This window comes from Citrobacter enshiensis, assembly GCF_029338175.1.
Classification (GTDB): domain Bacteria; phylum Pseudomonadota; class Gammaproteobacteria; order Enterobacterales; family Enterobacteriaceae; genus Citrobacter_D; species Citrobacter_D enshiensis.
Window position 1 is genome coordinate 1,072,436 of record NZ_CP119862.1, and the last position, 17,559, is coordinate 1,089,994.

The following is a 17,559-nucleotide window of genomic DNA, read 5'->3' on the forward strand; positions in this document are numbered from 1 at the left end:
GACTGCTTACACGAAGGTGTTTGTCATCGCTTACTTTTTGGCGTTATATGATGGATAATGCCGGGATACAGAGAGACCCGACTCTTTTAATCTTTCAAGGAGCAAAGAATGCTGATTCTGACTCGTCGAGTTGGTGAGACCCTCATGATTGGAGATGAGGTCACCGTGACAGTTTTAGGGGTGAAGGGCAACCAGGTACGTATTGGCGTAAACGCCCCGAAAGAAGTCTCTGTCCATCGTGAAGAGATCTACCAGCGTATCCAGGCTGAAAAATCCCAGCAGTCCAGTTACTAAGGTTTTCGCGTCTCATCTCGTTCGGTGAGGCGCAACCTGATTCCCGCTTTAAACCCTCTTTTTTATCTCACAAGTTCCATTTCCTCATTCTGTCTCTCCTTTTGCCGACATGCTTTTTCATTTGCCTCGTTTTTTTGTCCCTCCGCTTAGCGGGCTAAACACCGATTTGTCTGTTGATAAAACACTCTTTTTGCCGTTTTTGCAGACTAATTGCGCGTGAAGTGTGCAAACGATAAAAGTGCAGGAAAAATTGTTTGACTTATAAGTCCCAGAAAGTAATATGTGCGCCACGCAGCGACGAAGAGCTTTTAACGAGTTCTCCGAAGCACTCGCAAGAGGCGTTTGGTGAGGTGGCCGAGAGGCTGAAGGCGCTCCCCTGCTAAGGGAGTATGCGGTCAAAAGCTGCATCCGGGGTTCGAATCCCCGCCTCACCGCCATTTGCATCCGTAGCTCAGCTGGATAGAGTACTCGGCTACGAACCGAGCGGTCGGAGGTTCGAATCCTCCCGGATGCACCATATTCTCTTTTACTTTCAGTAATGAAAGTATGAGTGAGCGATACGGCTTTAGCAGCGGTATCAAAAATCTGCAGTAAAGTAAGTTTCCCTGATGCATCCGTAGCTCAGCTGGATAGAGTACTCGGCTACGAACCGAGCGGTCGGAGGTTCGAATCCTCCCGGATGCACCATCTTCTCAGAAATAACAATCGGTTTGTTGTTTCATGGTCTGCGATAACATCGTAGGTGCCAGGGAGGATAACGTTGCTTTAGCAACGACCCACAGGGCGAGGCGCAGCCGAGTAATCCTCCCGGATGCACCATCTCTTACTTGATATGGCTTTTGTAGCGATATCAATATCAGCAGTAAAATAAGTTCCCTGATGCATCCGTAGCTCAGCTGGATAGAGTACTCGGCTACGAACCGAGCGGTCGGAGGTTCGAATCCTCCCGGATGCACCATCTCTTATTTGATACGGCTTTTGTAGCGGTATCAATGTCAGCAGTAAAATAAGTTCCCTGATGCATCCGTAGCTCAGCTGGATAGAGTACTCGGCTACGAACCGAGCGGTCGGAGGTTCGAATCCTCCCGGATGCACCATCTTCTGCAAAACACTTCTTTTCTTCACACAAACACTTCTTTGCTTCACACACTGAACAATCCTCACTATCTCCATCAGCGACAAAATCAATCAATTACGATAAAGTAACGTCTGGTCATTAGGTTTGTGAGAACGCAATGTACGAACGTTATGCGGGTTTGATTTTTGATATGGATGGTACCCTCCTGGATACTGAACCGACGCACCGTAAGGCGTGGAGTGAAGTATTAGGGCGCTACGGCCTGCGTTTTGATCTTCAGGCAATGGTAGCACTCAACGGTTCCCCAACCTGGCGCATTGCTCAGTCAATCATTGAACTCAATCACGCCGATCTTGACCCCCATTCGCTGGCGCAAGAAAAAACCGATACGGTAAAAAGCATGCTGCTGGACAGCGTTGAACCGTTGCCTCTGGTCGAGGTGGTGAAGGCCTGGTATGGCCGTCGCCCGATGTCAGTGGGAACCGGTAGTGAAAGTGCCATCGCTGAAGCGTTGTTGACTCACCTGGACTTACGTCGCTATTTTGATGCGGTCGTCGCGGCTGATCATGTTCAGCATCACAAACCCGCCCCTGATACGTTCTTGCTGTGCGCGGAACGTATGGGCGTGATTCCTGCGCAGTGTGTGGTGTTTGAAGATGCCGATTTTGGTCTGCAGGCGGCACGTGCGGCGGGAATGGATGCTGTGGACGTTCGATTATTGTGAGTGATGGACTGTCGCTCCTGTCCCTGTTTGCCAGTAGTTTTCTCAGCGCCACGTTATTGCCCGGAAATTCAGAAGTTGTTTTAGCGGCGATGTTAGTTTCCGGGGTGAGTCATCCCTGGGTCTTAGTCTTAACCGCAACAATGGGTAATAGCCTTGGGGGGTTAACTAACGTTATCCTTGGGCGTTTCTTCCCGTTACGTAAAACGTCGCGCTGGCAAGAAAAAGCCACGGGCTGGCTTAAGCGTTATGGTGCAGTCACCCTGCTATTAAGCTGGATGCCGGTCGTGGGGGATTTACTGTGCTTACTGGCGGGATGGATGCGCATCTCATGGGGGCCAGTGCTCTTTTTTTTATGTCTTGGTAAAACGTTGCGCTATGTTGTGGTCGCAGCGGCTACTCTTCAGGGCATGATGTGGTGGCACTAATTGTAGATAGACACACATGGTCACCATTACAATTATGCTAAATAAAACGATTTTGACAGGCGGGAGGTCAATTTGATCCCGGACGTATCACAGGCGTTAGCCTGGCTGGAAAAGCATCCTCAGGCGTTGAAGGGGATTCAGCGCGGGCTAGAGCGCGAAACACTGCGTGTTAATGCTGATGGCACATTAGCAACGACAGGCCATCCAGAGGCGTTAGGCTCTGCGCTGACGCATAAATGGATAACCACCGACTTTGCCGAAGCGCTGCTGGAGTTTATCACTCCGGTCGATGGCGATATTCAACATATGCTGACATTGATGCGCGATCTGCATCGTTTCACGGCCAGAAACCTGGGCGATGAGCGGATGTGGCCGCTGAGCATGCCTTGCTATATTGCCGAAGGGCAGGATATCGAACTGGCGCAGTATGGCACCTCTAACATCGGTCGTCTGAAAACGCTGTATCGCGAAGGGCTGAAAAACCGCTACGGCGCGTTGATGCAAACCATCTCTGGCGTGCATTACAACTTCTCGCTGCCCATGGCGTTCTGGCAGGCGAAGTGTGGCGTAACGGAAGGCGAAGATGCGAAAGAAAAAATCTCTGCCGGTTATTTCCGTCTGATCCGTAACTATTACCGCTTTGGTTGGGTGATCCCGTACCTGTTTGGCGCGTCTCCGGCGATTTGCTCTTCGTTCCTGCAGGGAAAACCGACCACGCTGCCGTTTGAGAAAACGGAGTGCGGCATGTACTACCTGCCGTATGCAACGTCTCTGCGCTTAAGCGACCTCGGTTATACCAATAAATCGCAAAGCAATCTCGGTATTACGTTTAACGATCTGCATGAGTATGTGGCAGGATTAAAGCGCGCGATCAAAACGCCTTCCGAGGAGTATGCGGAGATTGGGCTGGAGAAAGACGGCAAGCGCCTGCAAATTAACAACAACGTTCTGCAGATTGAAAACGAACTCTATGCGCCAATTCGTCCGAAGCGTGTAACGCGTAGCGGCGAATCGCCGTCAGATGCGCTTTTGCGCGGCGGTATTGAGTACATCGAAGTGCGTTCGCTGGATATTAACCCGTTCTCGCCGATTGGCGTGGACGAGCAGCAGGTGCGTTTCCTTGATCTGTTTATGGTCTGGTGCGTATTGGCGGATGCGCCGGAAATGAGCAGCGACGAGCTCCTGTGTACGCGTACTAACTGGAATCGGGTGATTCTGGAAGGGCGTAAGCCAGGTCTGACGTTAGGTATTGGCTGTCAAACGGCGCAGTTCCCGCTGCCGAAAGTCGGTAAAGATTTGTTCCGCGATCTGAAACGCGTGGCACAAACGCTGGACAGCATCCACGGCGGAGAGGAATATCAGAAAGTCTGCGATGAACTGGTCGCCTGCTTCGATAATCCGGAACTGACATTCTCGGCACGCATCCTGCGGTCTATGATTGACACAGGGATTGGCGGAACAGGCAAAGCACTGGGCGAGGCCTATCGTAATTTGCTGCGTGAAGAGCCGCTGGAAATATTGCAGGAGCAGGACTTTATTGCTGAACGCGAGGCATCGAAACGTCGTCAGCAGGATGTCGAAGCGGCGGATACCGAGTCGTTTTCAGCGTGGCTGGAAAAGCACGCCTGACAGAAAAGAAAAAGGCCACTCGGGAGTGGCCAAAATTTCATCTCTGAAAACAGGGATGATGATAACAAATGCGCGTCTTTCATATACTCAGACTCGCCCCGGAACAAAGAGTTCAGTTTATTTTTAAAATAATTATCGGAGGTGGCGAAATGCCGTTGTTAGATAGCTTCACTGTCGATCATACCCGGATGGAAGCACCTGCAGTCCGGGTCGCGAAAACGATGAACACCCCGCATGGCGACGCCATTACCGTGTTTGATCTGCGTTTTTGCATCCCAAACAAAGAAGTGATGCCGGAAAAGGGTATTCACACGCTGGAGCACCTGTTTGCAGGCTTTATGCGTAATCACCTTAACGGTAACGGTGTTGAGATCATCGACATCTCCCCGATGGGCTGTCGTACAGGTTTCTATATGAGCCTGATTGGTACGCCGGACGAGCAGCGCGTGGCGGATGCCTGGAAAGCAGCGATGGCGGACGTGCTGAAAGTGCAGGATCAAAATCAGATCCCGGAACTGAACGTGTACCAGTGCGGTACATATCAGATGCACTCACTGAGCGAAGCGCAGGAGATTGCGCGTCATATTCTGGAGCGCGATGTTCGCGTGAACAGCAATGAAGAGCTGGCGCTGCCAAAAGATAAGCTGCAGGAACTGCATATCTAGTTGCTGTGCCGGATGGCGATGCTGACGCATCTTATCCGGCCTACAATGAGAAATGTCCTCGTAGGTCGGGTAAGCGAAGCCGCCACCCGACACAAAAAAAGCCAGTTCAAAAGAACTGGCTTTTTTACTAGTGCGCACCGCCGCCGCCACCGCCCGCACCAAAGGGCGGTTTGGCGAACCAGACCAGTCCGAGCAACACCAGAAATATCCCCGCCGACATCCAGAAAATTTCATTGGCAGAGATAATCAGCCCCTGGCTGGTTATCTGCTGGGCGAGCCAGCCAGAAGCCTGCTGTTCGGTCATGCCCAGCCCCTGGAGCTGATCGTACATGGCTTTTGCATTGGGGTTATACGGATTCACCGCCTCGGTTAACTGTGCATGGTGCATGGACTCGCGGCTGGTCCACATGGTGGTCGTAATTGAAGTACCAATGGAGCCCGCCAGTGTTCGCGTAAAGTTCGACAAACTCGACGCTGCCGCCAGACGTTCAGGCGGCAAACCGGAGAGGGTGATCGTCGTCAGCGGCATAAAGAAGCAGGCCACGGCGAAACCCTGAATAAACTGCGGCCAGGCCGATGCGCCGAAATCCATGCCCGGCTCGAACGTGTATGCACGCCAGTAGAAGCAGACGGCGTACATAATAAAGCTGAACGTGACCAGCCTGCGCATATCAAGCTTGTGCGCGAAGCGTCCGATAATGGGCGACAAGATCACCGGAATAATCCCCACCGGCGCAGATGCCAGACCGGCCCACGTCGCGGTATAGCCATACACTTCCTGCAATAGCTGCGGCAGCAGGACGATAGCGCCGAAGTAGAGCATATAGGCCAGACTGATACACAGACACCCTATCGTGAAGTTTCGCGACTTAAACAGCGAGAGATCGACAATGGGGTTATCGTCCGTCAGTTCCCAGACAATCAGGAAGCTGATGGCGACCACGGCGACCACGGTCAGAATGATAATCTCCTGCGAGGCGAACCAGTCCAGCTCTTTGCCGCGGTCGAGCATAATCTGTAAGCTGCCGATCCCGACCACCAACAGCGCGAGGCCGATGGCATCAATCCGCCGCTGCTCGGTGCGGGTTTCCCGTCCGCGCAGGGTTTGCAGCGTCATCAATACGACCACCGCGCCGATAGGCACGTTGATGAAGAAGATCCAGCCCCAGTGGTAGTTATCGCTGATATAGCCGCCGAGAATCGGGCCGCAAATCGGCGCGACAATCACCGTCATCGACCATAACGCCAGAGCGATGGAGCGCTTGGCGGGCGGATAGTTATTCAGCAACAGGCTCTGAGAAAGCGGAATTAATGGCCCGGCAACAATCCCCTGTATCACACGAAAGAAGATCAGCATGTTGAGGCTGTTGGAGACGCCGCAGGCCCATGACGCAATGACAAAGGCGACGGTGGACCACATGAACAGCTTCACTTCGCCGACGCGTTTCGCCAGCCATCCGGTGATCGGAATCGAAATGGCGTTTGCCACCCCGAATGAGGTGATCACCCATGTTCCCTGGCTCAATGAAGATCCAAGGTTCCCGGCGATAGTCGGGATCGCCACGTTAGCAATGGTGGAGTCCAGTACCTGCATGAATGTTGCCAGCGACAACGCGATCGTCATAATGACGAGCTGTGCGCCTTCCAGCGGTTTTTGCTGTTGCATCACACGCACCTCAGGATTAACCCGCGTTGGCCTGGACGATTTCTTCGATCAGCTTATTGACCGGAGCGAGGCTGATTTCTCGGGCATTGCTTTCAGAAACTGGCGTTGTGCGTACCTGACTTGCCAACACCTGCCCATCGCGATTTGAGGTATCTACCGTCACTAATGTCGATAAACCGATGCGCAGAGGATGCTGCGCCAGTTGCTGCGCATCCAGTTCAATACGTACTGGCAGACGTTGCACGACTTTGATCCAGTTACCGGTCGCATTTTGCGCAGGGAGCAGCGAGAAGGCGCTACCTGTTCCCATATCGAGACCGACGACTTTCCCGGTATATTTCACGTCATCGCCGTAAATATCGCTGATGATGGTGGCCGGTTGGCCAATGCGCATATGCGCCAACTGCGTTTCTTTAAAGTTGGCATCGACCCACAGATTGTTCGCCGGAACGACCGCCATCAGCGGTGTGGTCGGGCTAATCTGGGCGCCAGGTTGAACGGAACGGCGAGAAACGTATCCCGTCATCGGGCTGACGATTTTCGTACGTTCCAGCGCCAGCCAGGCATTACGGACTTCAGTCGCCGCTTGTTGCACGGCTGGCTGATCTTCCAGCCGACTACCGAGGATCATGGCCTGATTGGCGTTATATTGTTGAATTGCGACGTCCAGTTGCGCCTGAGCGCTGGCGACGGCATCACGCGCGTGTTGCAGCTCTTCACGGCCAATCAGGTTGGCATTACCCAGCGGAACACGACGATTAAAGTCGCTTTGCGCCTGGGCCAGCGCGGTTTTCTGCACCTCAATGCTCGCCTGCAACTGCTTGCTGTTGATCATCAACTGGTGTGTTTGACGCACGCTGGAGGCTAATGCTGTTTTGGCTTTTTCAAACGCCTGTTTGGCATCGGTCTGATCGAGTGTGACCAGCACATCGCCTTTTTTCACAAAGTCAGTATTATCAGCCCAGACTTTGGTCACACTGCCGGATACCTGCGCCATGATTTGCACCTGGTTCCCTGCCACGTACGCATCATCGGTCTCTTCGACATGACGCAGTACTAAAAACCAATAAATCCCATATGCCACGGCAATAATAATAAAGAGCAAGGTAAGAAGGATAAGCATACTTTTACGCTTGCCATTCTTCTTAACCGGTTGCTGCGGGGTTTGAGTCTCCGCATTTGCGCTCATGTTGTTCTCCACGATCTTATTTTTTCACATCGGCTGAGCCGACCTGTTTGTCAGAAAGGCCAGCAGTATGACGTGCTGGCCTGTCAGTTTTTTCTTTTATAAATCTGGATGTTTGAGCGGGCCGACGCGCTAGCGCAGCGCCTCAAGAACGGCGCCATCTTTATCCATCTGATCAAGACGGGTCAGGAGTTTACGCGTGATGTGCTCAAGCTGATCTTTTTCGGCGGTGCTGAGTGATGACCAGAGCTGATGCAGGCAGTTATGCTGAGGTGGGAGAACCTCGCGCAAAAAATCATGCCCCTTTTCAGTCAATTGCAGGTGCAGACAACGACGGTCGTTATCGCTTTCGCGACGTTCGATCCAGCCGCGCTTTTCTAACTCATCCGCGATTCGTGTTGCGTTAGTACGGGACGAACCGAGCGCACAACTCAGTTCCGATGGCTGAATACTGTGGTTTTCCTGAGACTCCAGCGTAATCAACGCCATAAACAACGTCTCGTTAATCCCTTGAGCTTTCAGCATTTTATTGCGGTTTTCCAGCAACTTGCCCTGCATATGCATGCAAAGACGGGTCAGAAGAATTTCCTGATATGGGAAATCTTCGTAGCGGCTGGCGCGAAATTTTAGCATTTGTTCAATGGGCGTAAACGAACTATCCATTTGGGCATGACCTCATTAATTTCAGCCGATATAGTAACGACAGTGACAAATAAAGTAAATGTATTATTAAATTAGAACAATTCTTGCTGATTATAAAATCGCCAGTATTTTCCAGGCTAATCCGTAGTCTGGAAAACGCAACGATGCGGGGAGCGAGCAAACAACGAATAAGCAGTACGGGAGGCATGAAACCTGACGTGACCCCAGCGGGGGGAAACCCCCGACGGGTAAACGCAAAAGCGAACGGGTTACCGCTGATGACTATCGGTAAGCTGTCTTCACATCCCTCAGCGAACGTCGCCGGACTGGGATCAGACAGGGGGGCAGGGCTTTCCATAGGATTATATGATTCGTCACCGATGTTAAATAATCAGGATAAATAATTCCTATAACCTTAACAGACTGGGGGGCACCTTAACACCCTAAGGAGCCCAAACAGGCATAAACGCTTAGCGTCTGCTTAATTTACGGCTTCTTGTCGATGAAAACCTCGCCACCAGACCAGCAGGTTAAGTACGGCAACAGTCATGCCCGCCAGACAAACGCCAGCCCACCCCGCATGCTGCCAGGCGGATGCCGAAATCAGCGAACCGGCAGCGCCGCCGATAAAATAGCAGGTCATGTAACCCGCGGTCAGACGGTTACGCGCATCCGGGTGAATGCGATAGATAACCGTTTGATTGGTGATGTGTACGCCCTGAACCGTCAGATCCAGCACCAGAATACCGACAACCAGCGCCAGCACTGAGGTGTGTCCATACCAGATAGCCAGCCAGGAGAGCAGCAACAACAGCAGGCCGAGGGTGGTCGTGAGATGGGATTTTCCTTTATCGACAAAACTGCCTGCAGGCCGTGCACCCAACGCACCTGCGGCGCCTGCCAGACCAAACAGGCCAATCATCCCTTCGGAATAGTTAAACGGCGGCGCGGCAAGCAAAAAGGCCATTGAGGTCCAGAGGATGCTGAAGTTGGCAAAGGTCAGGCATCCTAACAGCGCGCGGGTGCGCAGCAGTTTGTCGTGGAGAAACAGACTGAATACGGAACCCAGCAGCTGCGGATAGTTGAGATGGGTTTCCGGTTTCATCTTCGGCAGTCCACGCCACAGCGCGAGAGCCATCAGCGCCATCAGGACAGAAGCAACCCAGAACACGGTTCGCCAGCCGCCGAGATTTGCGAGCAATCCGGCGACGGTTCGCGCCAGTAAAATCCCCAGCAGCAAACCGCTCATGATAGTGCCGACCACCTTGCCGCGCTTATCCGGCGTGGCGAGGGAGGCGGCCAGAGGGACCAAAATTTGGGCGACGACCGAGAACAATCCGGTGAGCGCCGTCCCCAGGATCATCATGGCAAGCGACTGACTGCTGGCGGTGATCAGCATGCCGCCAGCCGCCAGCAGTGTCATCGAGACAATCAGCGTCCGGCGTTCAAACATGTCGCCCAGCGGAACCAGAAACAATAACCCGGCAGCATAGCCCAACTGCGCGGCAGTGACGATAAATCCGGCGGAGCTGGCCGAAAGCGAGAATGTGCGAGCGATAGTGTCGAGCAGCGGCTGCGCGTAATAGTTGCTGGCGACTGCCAGACCGGTGGCGACAGACATCAGGACAATCAGTGCAGGACTCAGTGGATGTGTGGGGTTATTCATTGTTATCAGTAGATTTTGATTGAGTGATAACAATCATAACGAATGAAAATGAATTCAGGTGCTGGATTGTGCGGTTTAGGGAAGAGGTGAATTGTGCCGGATGACGATTAGCCACCCGGCACAACGTTTACATTACTTCTGCGTGGCCAATGCTTCTTTCACCCAGCCGTCAAATTGCTGCTGGTGGGCTTTGATCCAGCCATCAACATGACCCTGAACATCGGCTTCAGAGGCTTTGCCTTCATGCATCATGGCGTTCTGGGCGTTAATATCCGCCAGCGGCAGTTTCATGAGGGCAAACAGTTTCGCCGCCGCCGGGTTTTTCTCCGCCCAGGCTTTATTGGCAACGATATGCATCGTGTTCACCGGGAAGCCGTAGTTAGCGCCGTTGGGCAATTTGGTGTCGATATCTTTTTGCTCGCCAGGCAGGGAAGAGAAGGGCACCTGCAACCAGACCACATCTTTACCCGGCTTCATCACGTCGCTCACCCAGTACGGCGTCCAGGTGTAATAGAGAACCGGTTTGCCTTCTTTAAAACGGGTAATGGTGTCGGCCATCATCGCGGCATAGTTACCGTGGCTGACATCGACGGTTTTTTCCAAATCAAAGGCTTTGTTCTGGTGATTGATCACGGCTTCACAACCCCAGCCCGGTGAGCAGCCCATCATATCCGCTTTGCCGTCGCCATTGGTATCAAAGACTTTGGCGATTTTCGGGTCTTTCAATTGCGCGATATTGGTGATGTTGTACTGTTCGGCGGTTTTTTTGTCGATCAGATAACCCTGGGCAGCCCCCGTGACAAATACCCCCTCGCGATAGAACTTCTTGTCTCCACCTGCAGCAGCGTACATATCATCATGCAGCGGCTGCCAGTTCACGGCGGTAAACGTGGCATCGCCAGAGGCAATGGAGGTATAGCCCACGTTGTAGTCGACTTCACTCGGTTTGTTGACGGTGTAACCGAGTTTTTCCAGCGCGCGGCTGACCAGCAGGGTCTGGAAGGTTTCTTCGGAAATAGTGCTTTGAATTGGCTGTACGGTGACGCCTTTGCCCGGCAGGTCAGCAGCGAAAGCGCTGGTAGAGACAAGGGTGGCAAACGCTGTGGCAATGATTATTTTCTGTCGCATCGTTGTTCCTTAATTATTGGAGGGACGCTGAGGCCCGGCAGGCATAACGCTACCGGGCAACAGGTGAATTACTTGATGAAAGGGCGGGTAAAAAGCCCAACAGGACCGGTGGTGTACCAGCGGCGGTTACCACGGCTGCGCGAGTCGCGCCCCACGGCCTGCGTCAGACGGTCCAGAATGATGGCGAGGATCACAATGCCAACCCCGCCGACGGTGGCCAGTCCCATATCGAGGCGGCCGATACCGCGCAGAACCATTTGGCCCAGTCCGCCCACGGCAATCATGGAGGCGATAACGACCATGGAGAGGGCGAGCATCAGCGTCTGGTTGACCCCTGCCATAATGGTGGGCATTGCCAGCGGCAGCTGAACTTTGAACAACATCTGGCGCGGACTGGCGCCAAATGAGCGCGAAGCCTCAATCAGATCTGCCGGGACCTGGTTGATCCCCAGAATGGTCAGACGCACAATTGGCGGCAGGGCGAAGATGATGGTCACTACCACGCCTGGCACGTTGCCGATACCAAACAGCATCACAATCGGCACCAGATAGACGAACGCCGGGGTGGTCTGCATCGCATCCAGCAGCGGACGGATAATTTTCGCCGCTCGCGGACTGCGCGCCAGCCAAATTCCCAGCGGTAACCCGATAATGACGCAGAACAGCAGCGCGGTGAGCACCAGCGCGAGCGTAATCATCGCCTGCGACCAGGCTCCGATCGCGCCAATGGCGATCAGCGAAATCAGCGTCGCGACGCCCATCCCGACCCCGGAAATCTGCCAGGCTACCAAGGCGAAAAGGATAATCGCCACCGGCGCAGGCATCCCCAACAGCAGTTGCTGGAAACCGTTGAGAATGTAATCCACCGGGACACGGATGCCCTGGAAGAGCGGACGGAAATGGGAAACGACCCAATCGATCCCTTCAGTGACCCAGCTATCCAGTGGGATCAACGTTTTATGGAAGGGATCCATAATATTAAAATGTTCCGGCGCTGGCGCAGGCGCGCTGTTCAGCCAGTCTGCGCCGCCGTCGGCAGCAGGTGTGCTGCCCCAGGCATCAGCCGATTGTGCGGCGTTCTCTGCCGCCGGTGCGGTATCCCACGGATTGGTTTGATCAGCCATTGTTTGCCCCCTCGCGATCTAAAGCCTGTAGCAGCATGCGTTTCGAAATGATGCCGACATACTGTTGTTCCTCATCGACGACCGGTACTGCACAGGGCGCCTGACCAACATGAGAAAGCAATTCGCTGAGTGGGGTTTGCGCATCCACGGCTAACGGCTGTTCGATTAACGCCGCTTCAATGTTTTGCGCCTGACTTAATGCCGATTTTAAGGAGTCAATAGACACCACGCCGACATACTTATTTCCGCGTTCAATGACGTAGCCAAATTCACGATCTTCATCCTGTAATAATTTCAGCGCAGAACGTGGACCGAACCCTGGGGTTTTACGAATTAATCCCTCGGGGCTGCGGCGGGCAATATCTTTCGCGCTGAACACCTGGCTAATATCAACGCCGCGGAAGAAGGTGCGGACATAATCATTCGCCGGATTATTCAGAATCTCATCCGGGGTCCCGACCTGTACGACTTCGCCATTTTGCATAATGGCAATACGATCGCCAATACGCATCGCTTCATCCAGATCGTGGGAAATAAAGACCACGGTACGCTGATGCTTCGCTTGCAGTTTTACCAGTTCATCCTGCATTTCAGTACGAATTAACGGATCGAGGGCCGAGAAGGCTTCATCCATTAATAAGATGTCAGGATTTATGGCTAATGCGCGGGCGAGACCGACACGCTGACGCATGCCCCCGGAAAGTTCATCCGGGTAGCCGTGAGCATAATTCTCCAGCCCAACCTGGCGTAACGCATCGAGCGCTTTTTCCCGACGTTCATTCGCAGCAATACCGGCTAATTCCATGCCGAATGCTGTATTGTCCAGCACCGTCATGTGCGGCATTAATGCAAATGACTGGAACACCATCGCAATCTTTTTTCTGCGCACCTCGCGAAGTTCTGCGTCGGATATTTTTGCAATATCGACACCGTCAATCAGAACTTGCCCGCGGGTGGGTTCAATCAGGCGATTGAGAAGGCGTACCATTGTGGATTTACCCGAACCGGATAATCCCATGATGACAAATATCTCGCCTTCTTCAATGGCCAGACTGGCGTCTTTAACGCCAAGCGATAGCCCCGTTTTATCCAGAATTTGCTCTTTCGAAAGTCCTTTTTCAATATATTTGAAAGCTCGCTGCGGATGCTCACCAAATATCTTATAGAGATTTTTAACTTCTAATTTAATTGCCATGCAATAGATTGATTCCTGTTATTTATATATGTCGATATGCTACCTGATAGAAATAGTCACCTTTTTCTACCCTAACATACTGAGAATCTGAGACAACCCTGAATTTGTTAATGATGTTAAAGCAATGGAATGCCATTCGGCAGGATTTCCCGTGATATAAGGGCTGAGCGCCAATGATGACAGTGGGATATTTTTTGTAAGGGGCATTTGAAATGCGCCTGAATTGTCTGAATTCAGGCGGATAAAGCGGAGGATATTGAGTGTAGATCACACAATAATAATTGAATGACAAAAGTGTGATCTTGTTAAAAATATTAACGCAAATATCAGTGCGATATTTCCGTCAATAGCCATCATCAGAAACTCCAGTCCTCGTCTTTGGTTTCTACCGCTTTGCCCATGACATACGATGATCCCGACCCGGAGAAGAAATCATGATTTTCATCGGCATTGGGCGACAGCGCTGCAAGAATTGCCGGATTAACGTCGGCCATTTCTGCCGGAAATAACGCGTCATATCCCAGGTTCATTAGGGCCTTATTGGCGTTATAGCAAAGGAAGGCGTTGACCTCTTCGACCCAGCCGGTTTCTGCGTACAATTCTTCCGTATAGCGGACTTCGTTGTCATACAGTTCCATCAGCAGTTCAAGGGCGAAATCCTTCAGCGACTCACGTTCTGATTCTGAGAGTTTCTCCAGTCCTTTCTGGTACTTATAACCAATGTAATAGCCGTGGACCGCTTCATCGCGAATGATCAGGCGGATCAGGTCGGCGGTGTTGGTCAGTTTGCCGCGGCTGGAAAAGTACATCGGGAGCCAGAAGCCGGAGTAGAACAGAAATGACTCCAGAAATACGCTGGCAATTTTCTTCTTCAGCGGTTCCTCGCACGCGTACCAGGTCAGGATAATTTCTGCTTTACGCTGTAACGGCTCGTTGCGCTCACTCCAGGCATAGGCGGCGTCGACATCTTTGGTCTGACACAGCGTCGAGAAGACAGAGCTATATGAACGGGCATGTACAGCTTCCATAAAGCTGATATTCGACAGCACCGCTTCCTCATGCGGGGTCAACGAATCCGCCATCAACGAGGGAGCGCCCGCGATATTCTGAATGGTATCGAGCAAGGTTAAACCGGTGAAGACGCGAATAGTCAGTTGTTGTTCAACAGCGCTCAGTGATTGCCAGGCTGGCGTATCGTTAGACAGTGGCACCTTCTCGGGCAGCCAAAAGTTGCTGGTCAGGCGATTCCACACTTCCAGGTCTTTATCGTCCTGGATCTGGTTCCAGTTAATGGCGCTGATGCGTGATAGTTTCACTTCGTTCTCCTTACAGCGCGCATGATACGCAGCCTTCAATTTCAGTGCCTTCCAGCGCCCTCTGGCGTAGTCGGATGTAATAGAGCGTCTTGATGCCTTTGCGCCAGGCGTAGATCTGCGCTTTGTTGATATCGCGGGTGGTGGCGGTATCGGGGAAAAACAGCGTCAGCGATAGCCCTTGATCCACATGCTTTGTGGCTTCGGCATAGGTATCGATAATTTTCTGTGGACCAATCTCATAGGCGTCCTGGTACATCTCCAGATTCTCGTTGGTCATAAACGGCGCCGGGTAGTAAACGCGCCCGGTTTTGCCTTCCTTGCGGATCTCCACTTTCGACACAATGGGATGAATACTTGATGTCGCATGGTTAATGTAGGAGATCGAACCGGTCGGCGGCACCGCCTGTAAATTCTGGTTATAGATACCGTAGCGCATCACATCATCGCGCAGTTGCAACCACATTTCGCGGGTCGGCAACGTGACACCCGCGCGGGCAAACAGCGCCCGGACTTTCCCGGTTTTTGGCTGCCAGTCGCCGTGCAGATACTGCGCAAAATAGTCGCCGCTGGCGTAGCGGGATTGTGTAAATCCAGCAAAGGTTTTACCGCGCTCGCGCGCCAGCAACATCGAGGTATGTAGCGCATGCCAGGTGACGGTGTAGAAATAGAGATTGGTGAAATCCAGTCCCTCCGCAGAACCATAGGCAATCCCTTCCCGCGCCAGATAGCCGTGCAGGTTCATTTGTCCAAGTCCGATGGCATGTGAAGCGGCGTTGCCCGCGTCAATCGAAGGGACGCTACGCATATGACTCATGTCCGATACCGCCGTCAGAGCGCGAACGGCGATTTCCACGGTGCGGCCAAAATGGGGTGAGTCCATGGTGTGGGCAATGTTCAGCGATCCGAGGTTACAGGAGATATCGTGACCGATGTCTGCGTAATCCAGGTTTTCGTCATAGGTGGATGCGCTGTTGACCTGCAATATCTCCGAGCACAGATTGCTCATATTAATACGCCCGGCAATGGGACTGGCGCGATTGACCGTGTCTTCATACATGATGTACGGATAGCCGGACTCAAACTGGATCTCAGCAAGGCGCTGGAAAAAGTCGCGGGCGTTAATGGTTTTTTTACGGATGCGTTCGTCGGCAACCAGCTCATGATACAGCTCGCTGACCGCAATATCGCCAAACGGCTTACCGTAAATGCGCTCCACGTCATAGGGTGAGAACAGCGCCATTTCGGCGTTCTCTTTGGCTAACTGAAAAGTGATATCCGGGATCACCACGCCAAGCGACAACGTTTTGATACGGATTTTTTCGTCGGCATTTTCACGTTTGGTATCGAGAAAACGCAGAATATCCGGATGATGCGCGTGCAGCCAGACCGCGCCTGCCCCCTGACGTGCCCCGAGCTGGTTGGCATAGGAGAACGCATCTTCCAGCATTTTCATTATGGGGATCACACCCGAGGACTGGTTTTCAATGCGTTTAATTGGCGCACCGGCTTCGCGTAAATTAGAGAGCAAAAACGCCACGCCGCCGCCACGTTTAGACAGCTGAAGCGCCGAGTTTACCGCCCGCCCAATCGACTCCATGTTGTCTTCAATGCGCAACAGGAAACAGGAGACCAGTTCACCGCGCTGGCGCTTCCCGCAGTTTAAAAAAGTCGGCGTCGCAGGCTGAAAGCGACCGGAGAGCATCTCATCGGCGAGCTGGATCGCCAGCGTTTCGTCGCCCTGCGCCAGCGTCAACGCCACCATGGCGACGCGGTCTTCGACGTCTTCCAGATAGCGTTTACCGTCAAAGGTTTTCAACGTGTAGCTGGTGTAGTACTTCCATGCCCCGAGGAACGTCTGGAAACGAAAACCGCTGGCGCGCGCCCGCGCAAACAGCGATACCACGAACGCGCGGTTATAGCGGCTAAGCACGTGGTTATCGTAATAGCTTTCACGTAGCAGATAATCCAGACGCTCATCCTGGCTGGCGAACGCCACGGAATTGGGCTTCACATGCGTGGTAATGAATACCTCTACCGCCTGGCGGTCTTTGTCGAACTGAATATGGCCCGCTTCGTCATACAGATTCAGCATGGCATTCAGGGCATGATAATCCGTGGTTGTCGGCGTCACGCGTTCTGCGGTAGTCGTTGCCAAAATTCGTTCACTCCTTTTCGGACATTGTCGATATCGGCAGGCGTTCCCATCAGCTCAAAGCGATACAGGCAGAGTACGCCGCATTTTTGTGAAATAACGTCTCCGGCGCGGCCATACGCTTCACCGAAATTGCGATTGCCGGAGGCAATAACGCCGCGAATTAACGCCCGGTTGTGTTCATCGTTTAAAAAGCGGATCACCTGCCGGGGTACCGCGCCCGCAGTGCCTCCACCGCCATAAGAGGGCACCACCAGAAGGTAAGGTTCATCCACACGGATCCGTTCTCGCTCATTGAGCGGGATACGGATGGCAGGCAACCCCAAACGCAACATAAAGCGGTGCGTATTTTCGGAGCTGCTGGAGAAGTAGACGAGCTGGCTCATGCGCGGGGTTCAGCGCGCAGACGGTTGATCATGTCGGGGCGGAATCCAGACCAGCTGGTTTCCCCGGCAATCACGACCGGTAACTGGCGAAAACCCTGTGCGCGTAGGGTTTCTGCCGCATCAGGAAGTCGGTCGACGTTCACCATCTCAAAATCAAATCCACGGCTTTCCATCGCCCGTTTCGTGGCGTGGCACTGAACACAATTGTCTCGAGTGTAAATAGTAATTCGCATGATTCGTATTTCCATTTAAAGTGAAGAAACGGCGCGAAGATATGCGTCTG

General features: G+C 52.8%; 16 protein-coding genes and 5 tRNA genes. 10 read left to right on the top strand and 11 right to left on the bottom strand.

The features are described 5' to 3' along the window. Positions 1 to 108 precede the first annotated feature (108 nt). The 10 genes from csrA to luxS all read left to right on the top strand — a co-directional run bounded on the left by csrA (position 109) and on the right by luxS (position 4,815). Positions 109 to 294, top strand: coding sequence for a carbon storage regulator CsrA (gene csrA, locus P2W74_RS05125; protein ID WP_000906486.1), 186 nt, complete (start codon positions 109 to 111; stop codon positions 292 to 294). Between the two features lie 344 nt (positions 295 to 638). Continuing rightward, positions 639 to 731: transfer RNA gene (locus tag P2W74_RS05130), tRNA-Ser, on the top strand. A gap of 3 nt (positions 732 to 734) precedes the next feature. Continuing rightward, positions 735 to 811: transfer RNA gene (locus P2W74_RS05135), tRNA-Arg, on the top strand. Between the two features lie 93 nt (positions 812 to 904). Next, positions 905 to 981 (top strand) — tRNA-Arg (locus P2W74_RS05140). A gap of 194 nt (positions 982 to 1,175) precedes the next feature. Continuing rightward, a tRNA-Arg gene (locus tag P2W74_RS05145) sits at positions 1,176 to 1,252 on the top strand. A gap of 62 nt (positions 1,253 to 1,314) precedes the next feature. Continuing rightward, positions 1,315 to 1,391, top strand: a tRNA-Arg gene (locus P2W74_RS05150). 138 nt (positions 1,392 to 1,529) lie between these two features. After that, positions 1,530 to 2,096 (top strand): fructose-1-phosphate/6-phosphogluconate phosphatase, encoded by a 567-nt coding sequence (gene yqaB / locus P2W74_RS05155; protein ID WP_276294172.1) that lies wholly within the window; start codon positions 1,530 to 1,532, stop codon positions 2,094 to 2,096. Continuing rightward, positions 2,093 to 2,521: a YqaA family protein gene (locus P2W74_RS05160; protein ID WP_192613202.1), complete on the top strand. Its 429-nt coding sequence runs from the start codon at positions 2,093 to 2,095 to the stop codon at positions 2,519 to 2,521. Before yqaB ends, P2W74_RS05160 begins: the two co-directional genes overlap by 4 nt. Positions 2,522 to 2,593: 72 nt before the next feature. Further along, the gene (gshA, locus tag P2W74_RS05165) at positions 2,594 to 4,150 is read left to right on the top strand and encodes a glutamate--cysteine ligase (protein ID WP_276294173.1); all 1,557 of its coding nucleotides are present in this window, start codon (positions 2,594 to 2,596) and stop codon (positions 4,148 to 4,150) included. Positions 4,151 to 4,299: 149 nt separating this feature from the next. Then, a complete protein-coding gene (gene luxS, locus P2W74_RS05170) occupies positions 4,300 to 4,815 on the top strand; it encodes an S-ribosylhomocysteine lyase (RefSeq protein WP_192613200.1) in 516 nt (171 codons plus the stop codon). A gap of 127 nt (positions 4,816 to 4,942) precedes the next feature. On the opposite strand, the gene emrB is transcribed toward luxS, so the two are convergent. The 11 genes from emrB to nrdH form a co-directional block, all read right to left on the bottom strand. Next, on the bottom strand, positions 4,943 to 6,481 hold the full coding sequence (emrB, locus tag P2W74_RS05175; RefSeq protein WP_276294174.1) for a multidrug efflux MFS transporter permease subunit EmrB: 1,539 nt from the start codon (positions 6,479 to 6,481) through the stop codon (positions 4,943 to 4,945). A 16-nt stretch (positions 6,482 to 6,497) separates the two neighbouring features. Then, a complete protein-coding gene (gene emrA / locus P2W74_RS05180) occupies positions 6,498 to 7,670 on the bottom strand; it encodes a multidrug efflux MFS transporter periplasmic adaptor subunit EmrA (RefSeq protein WP_276294175.1) in 1,173 nt (390 codons plus the stop codon). A gap of 129 nt (positions 7,671 to 7,799) precedes the next feature. After that, complete coding sequence (mprA, locus tag P2W74_RS05185; RefSeq protein ID WP_271443216.1) at positions 7,800 to 8,330, bottom strand: transcriptional repressor MprA; 531 nt, start codon at positions 8,328 to 8,330, stop codon at positions 7,800 to 7,802. A gap of 460 nt (positions 8,331 to 8,790) precedes the next feature. Beyond that, positions 8,791 to 9,975 carry an MFS transporter gene (locus P2W74_RS05195; protein WP_276294176.1) on the bottom strand — a complete coding sequence of 395 codons (1,185 nt, stop codon included), beginning with the start codon at positions 9,973 to 9,975 and terminating at the stop codon, positions 8,791 to 8,793. Positions 9,976 to 10,107: 132 nt separating this feature from the next. Continuing rightward, a complete protein-coding gene (gene proX / locus P2W74_RS05200; protein WP_276294177.1) occupies positions 10,108 to 11,103 on the bottom strand; it encodes a glycine betaine/L-proline ABC transporter substrate-binding protein ProX in 996 nt (331 codons plus the stop codon). A gap of 68 nt (positions 11,104 to 11,171) precedes the next feature. After that, positions 11,172 to 12,227: a glycine betaine/L-proline ABC transporter permease ProW gene (proW, locus tag P2W74_RS05205; RefSeq protein ID WP_276294178.1), complete on the bottom strand. Its 1,056-nt coding sequence runs from the start codon at positions 12,225 to 12,227 to the stop codon at positions 11,172 to 11,174. Beyond that, a complete protein-coding gene (gene proV, locus P2W74_RS05210; RefSeq protein WP_276294179.1) occupies positions 12,220 to 13,422 on the bottom strand; it encodes a glycine betaine/L-proline ABC transporter ATP-binding protein ProV in 1,203 nt (400 codons plus the stop codon). The genes proW and proV overlap by 8 nt, the downstream gene beginning before the upstream one ends. Before the next feature lie 356 nt (positions 13,423 to 13,778). Continuing rightward, positions 13,779 to 14,738, bottom strand: coding sequence for a class 1b ribonucleoside-diphosphate reductase subunit beta (nrdF, locus tag P2W74_RS05215; protein WP_276294180.1), 960 nt, complete (start codon positions 14,736 to 14,738; stop codon positions 13,779 to 13,781). A 10-nt stretch (positions 14,739 to 14,748) separates the two neighbouring features. Beyond that, positions 14,749 to 16,893, bottom strand: a complete 2,145-nt coding sequence (gene nrdE, locus P2W74_RS05220; RefSeq protein ID WP_276294181.1) for a class 1b ribonucleoside-diphosphate reductase subunit alpha — start codon at positions 16,891 to 16,893, stop codon at positions 14,749 to 14,751. Further along, positions 16,866 to 17,276 carry a class Ib ribonucleoside-diphosphate reductase assembly flavoprotein NrdI gene (gene nrdI, locus P2W74_RS05225; protein ID WP_276294182.1) on the bottom strand — a complete coding sequence of 137 codons (411 nt, stop codon included), beginning with the start codon at positions 17,274 to 17,276 and terminating at the stop codon, positions 16,866 to 16,868. Before nrdI ends, nrdE begins: the two co-directional genes overlap by 28 nt. Continuing rightward, positions 17,273 to 17,509 carry a glutaredoxin-like protein NrdH gene (gene nrdH / locus P2W74_RS05230; RefSeq protein WP_276294183.1) on the bottom strand — a complete coding sequence of 79 codons (237 nt, stop codon included), beginning with the start codon at positions 17,507 to 17,509 and terminating at the stop codon, positions 17,273 to 17,275. Before nrdH ends, nrdI begins: the two co-directional genes overlap by 4 nt. Positions 17,510 to 17,559 lie beyond the last annotated feature (50 nt).

What these genes read in the sequence shown, in the direction of transcription:
- csrA (WP_000906486.1), top strand. Translation starts at nt 109, where the DNA reads ATGCTGATTCTGACTCGTCGAGTTGGTGAGACCCTCATGATTGGAGAT.
- yqaB (WP_276294172.1), top strand. Translation starts at nt 1,530, where the DNA reads ATGTACGAACGTTATGCGGGTTTGATTTTTGATATGGATGGTACCCTC.
- luxS (WP_192613200.1), top strand. Translation starts at nt 4,300, where the DNA reads ATGCCGTTGTTAGATAGCTTCACTGTCGATCATACCCGGATGGAAGCA.
- emrB (WP_276294174.1), bottom strand. Translation starts at nt 6,481, where the DNA reads ATGCAACAGCAAAAACCGCTGGAAGGCGCACAGCTCGTCATTATGACG.
- emrA (WP_276294175.1), bottom strand. Translation starts at nt 7,670, where the DNA reads ATGAGCGCAAATGCGGAGACTCAAACCCCGCAGCAACCGGTTAAGAAG.
- mprA (WP_271443216.1), bottom strand. Translation starts at nt 8,330, where the DNA reads ATGGATAGTTCGTTTACGCCCATTGAACAAATGCTAAAATTTCGCGCC.
- P2W74_RS05195 (WP_276294176.1), bottom strand. Translation starts at nt 9,975, where the DNA reads ATGAATAACCCCACACATCCACTGAGTCCTGCACTGATTGTCCTGATG.
- proX (WP_276294177.1), bottom strand. Translation starts at nt 11,103, where the DNA reads ATGCGACAGAAAATAATCATTGCCACAGCGTTTGCCACCCTTGTCTCT.
- proW (WP_276294178.1), bottom strand. Translation starts at nt 12,227, where the DNA reads ATGGCTGATCAAACCAATCCGTGGGATACCGCACCGGCGGCAGAGAAC.
- proV (WP_276294179.1), bottom strand. Translation starts at nt 13,422, where the DNA reads ATGGCAATTAAATTAGAAGTTAAAAATCTCTATAAGATATTTGGTGAG.
- nrdI (WP_276294182.1), bottom strand. Translation starts at nt 17,276, where the DNA reads ATGAGCCAGCTCGTCTACTTCTCCAGCAGCTCCGAAAATACGCACCGC.
- nrdH (WP_276294183.1), bottom strand. Translation starts at nt 17,509, where the DNA reads ATGCGAATTACTATTTACACTCGAGACAATTGTGTTCAGTGCCACGCC.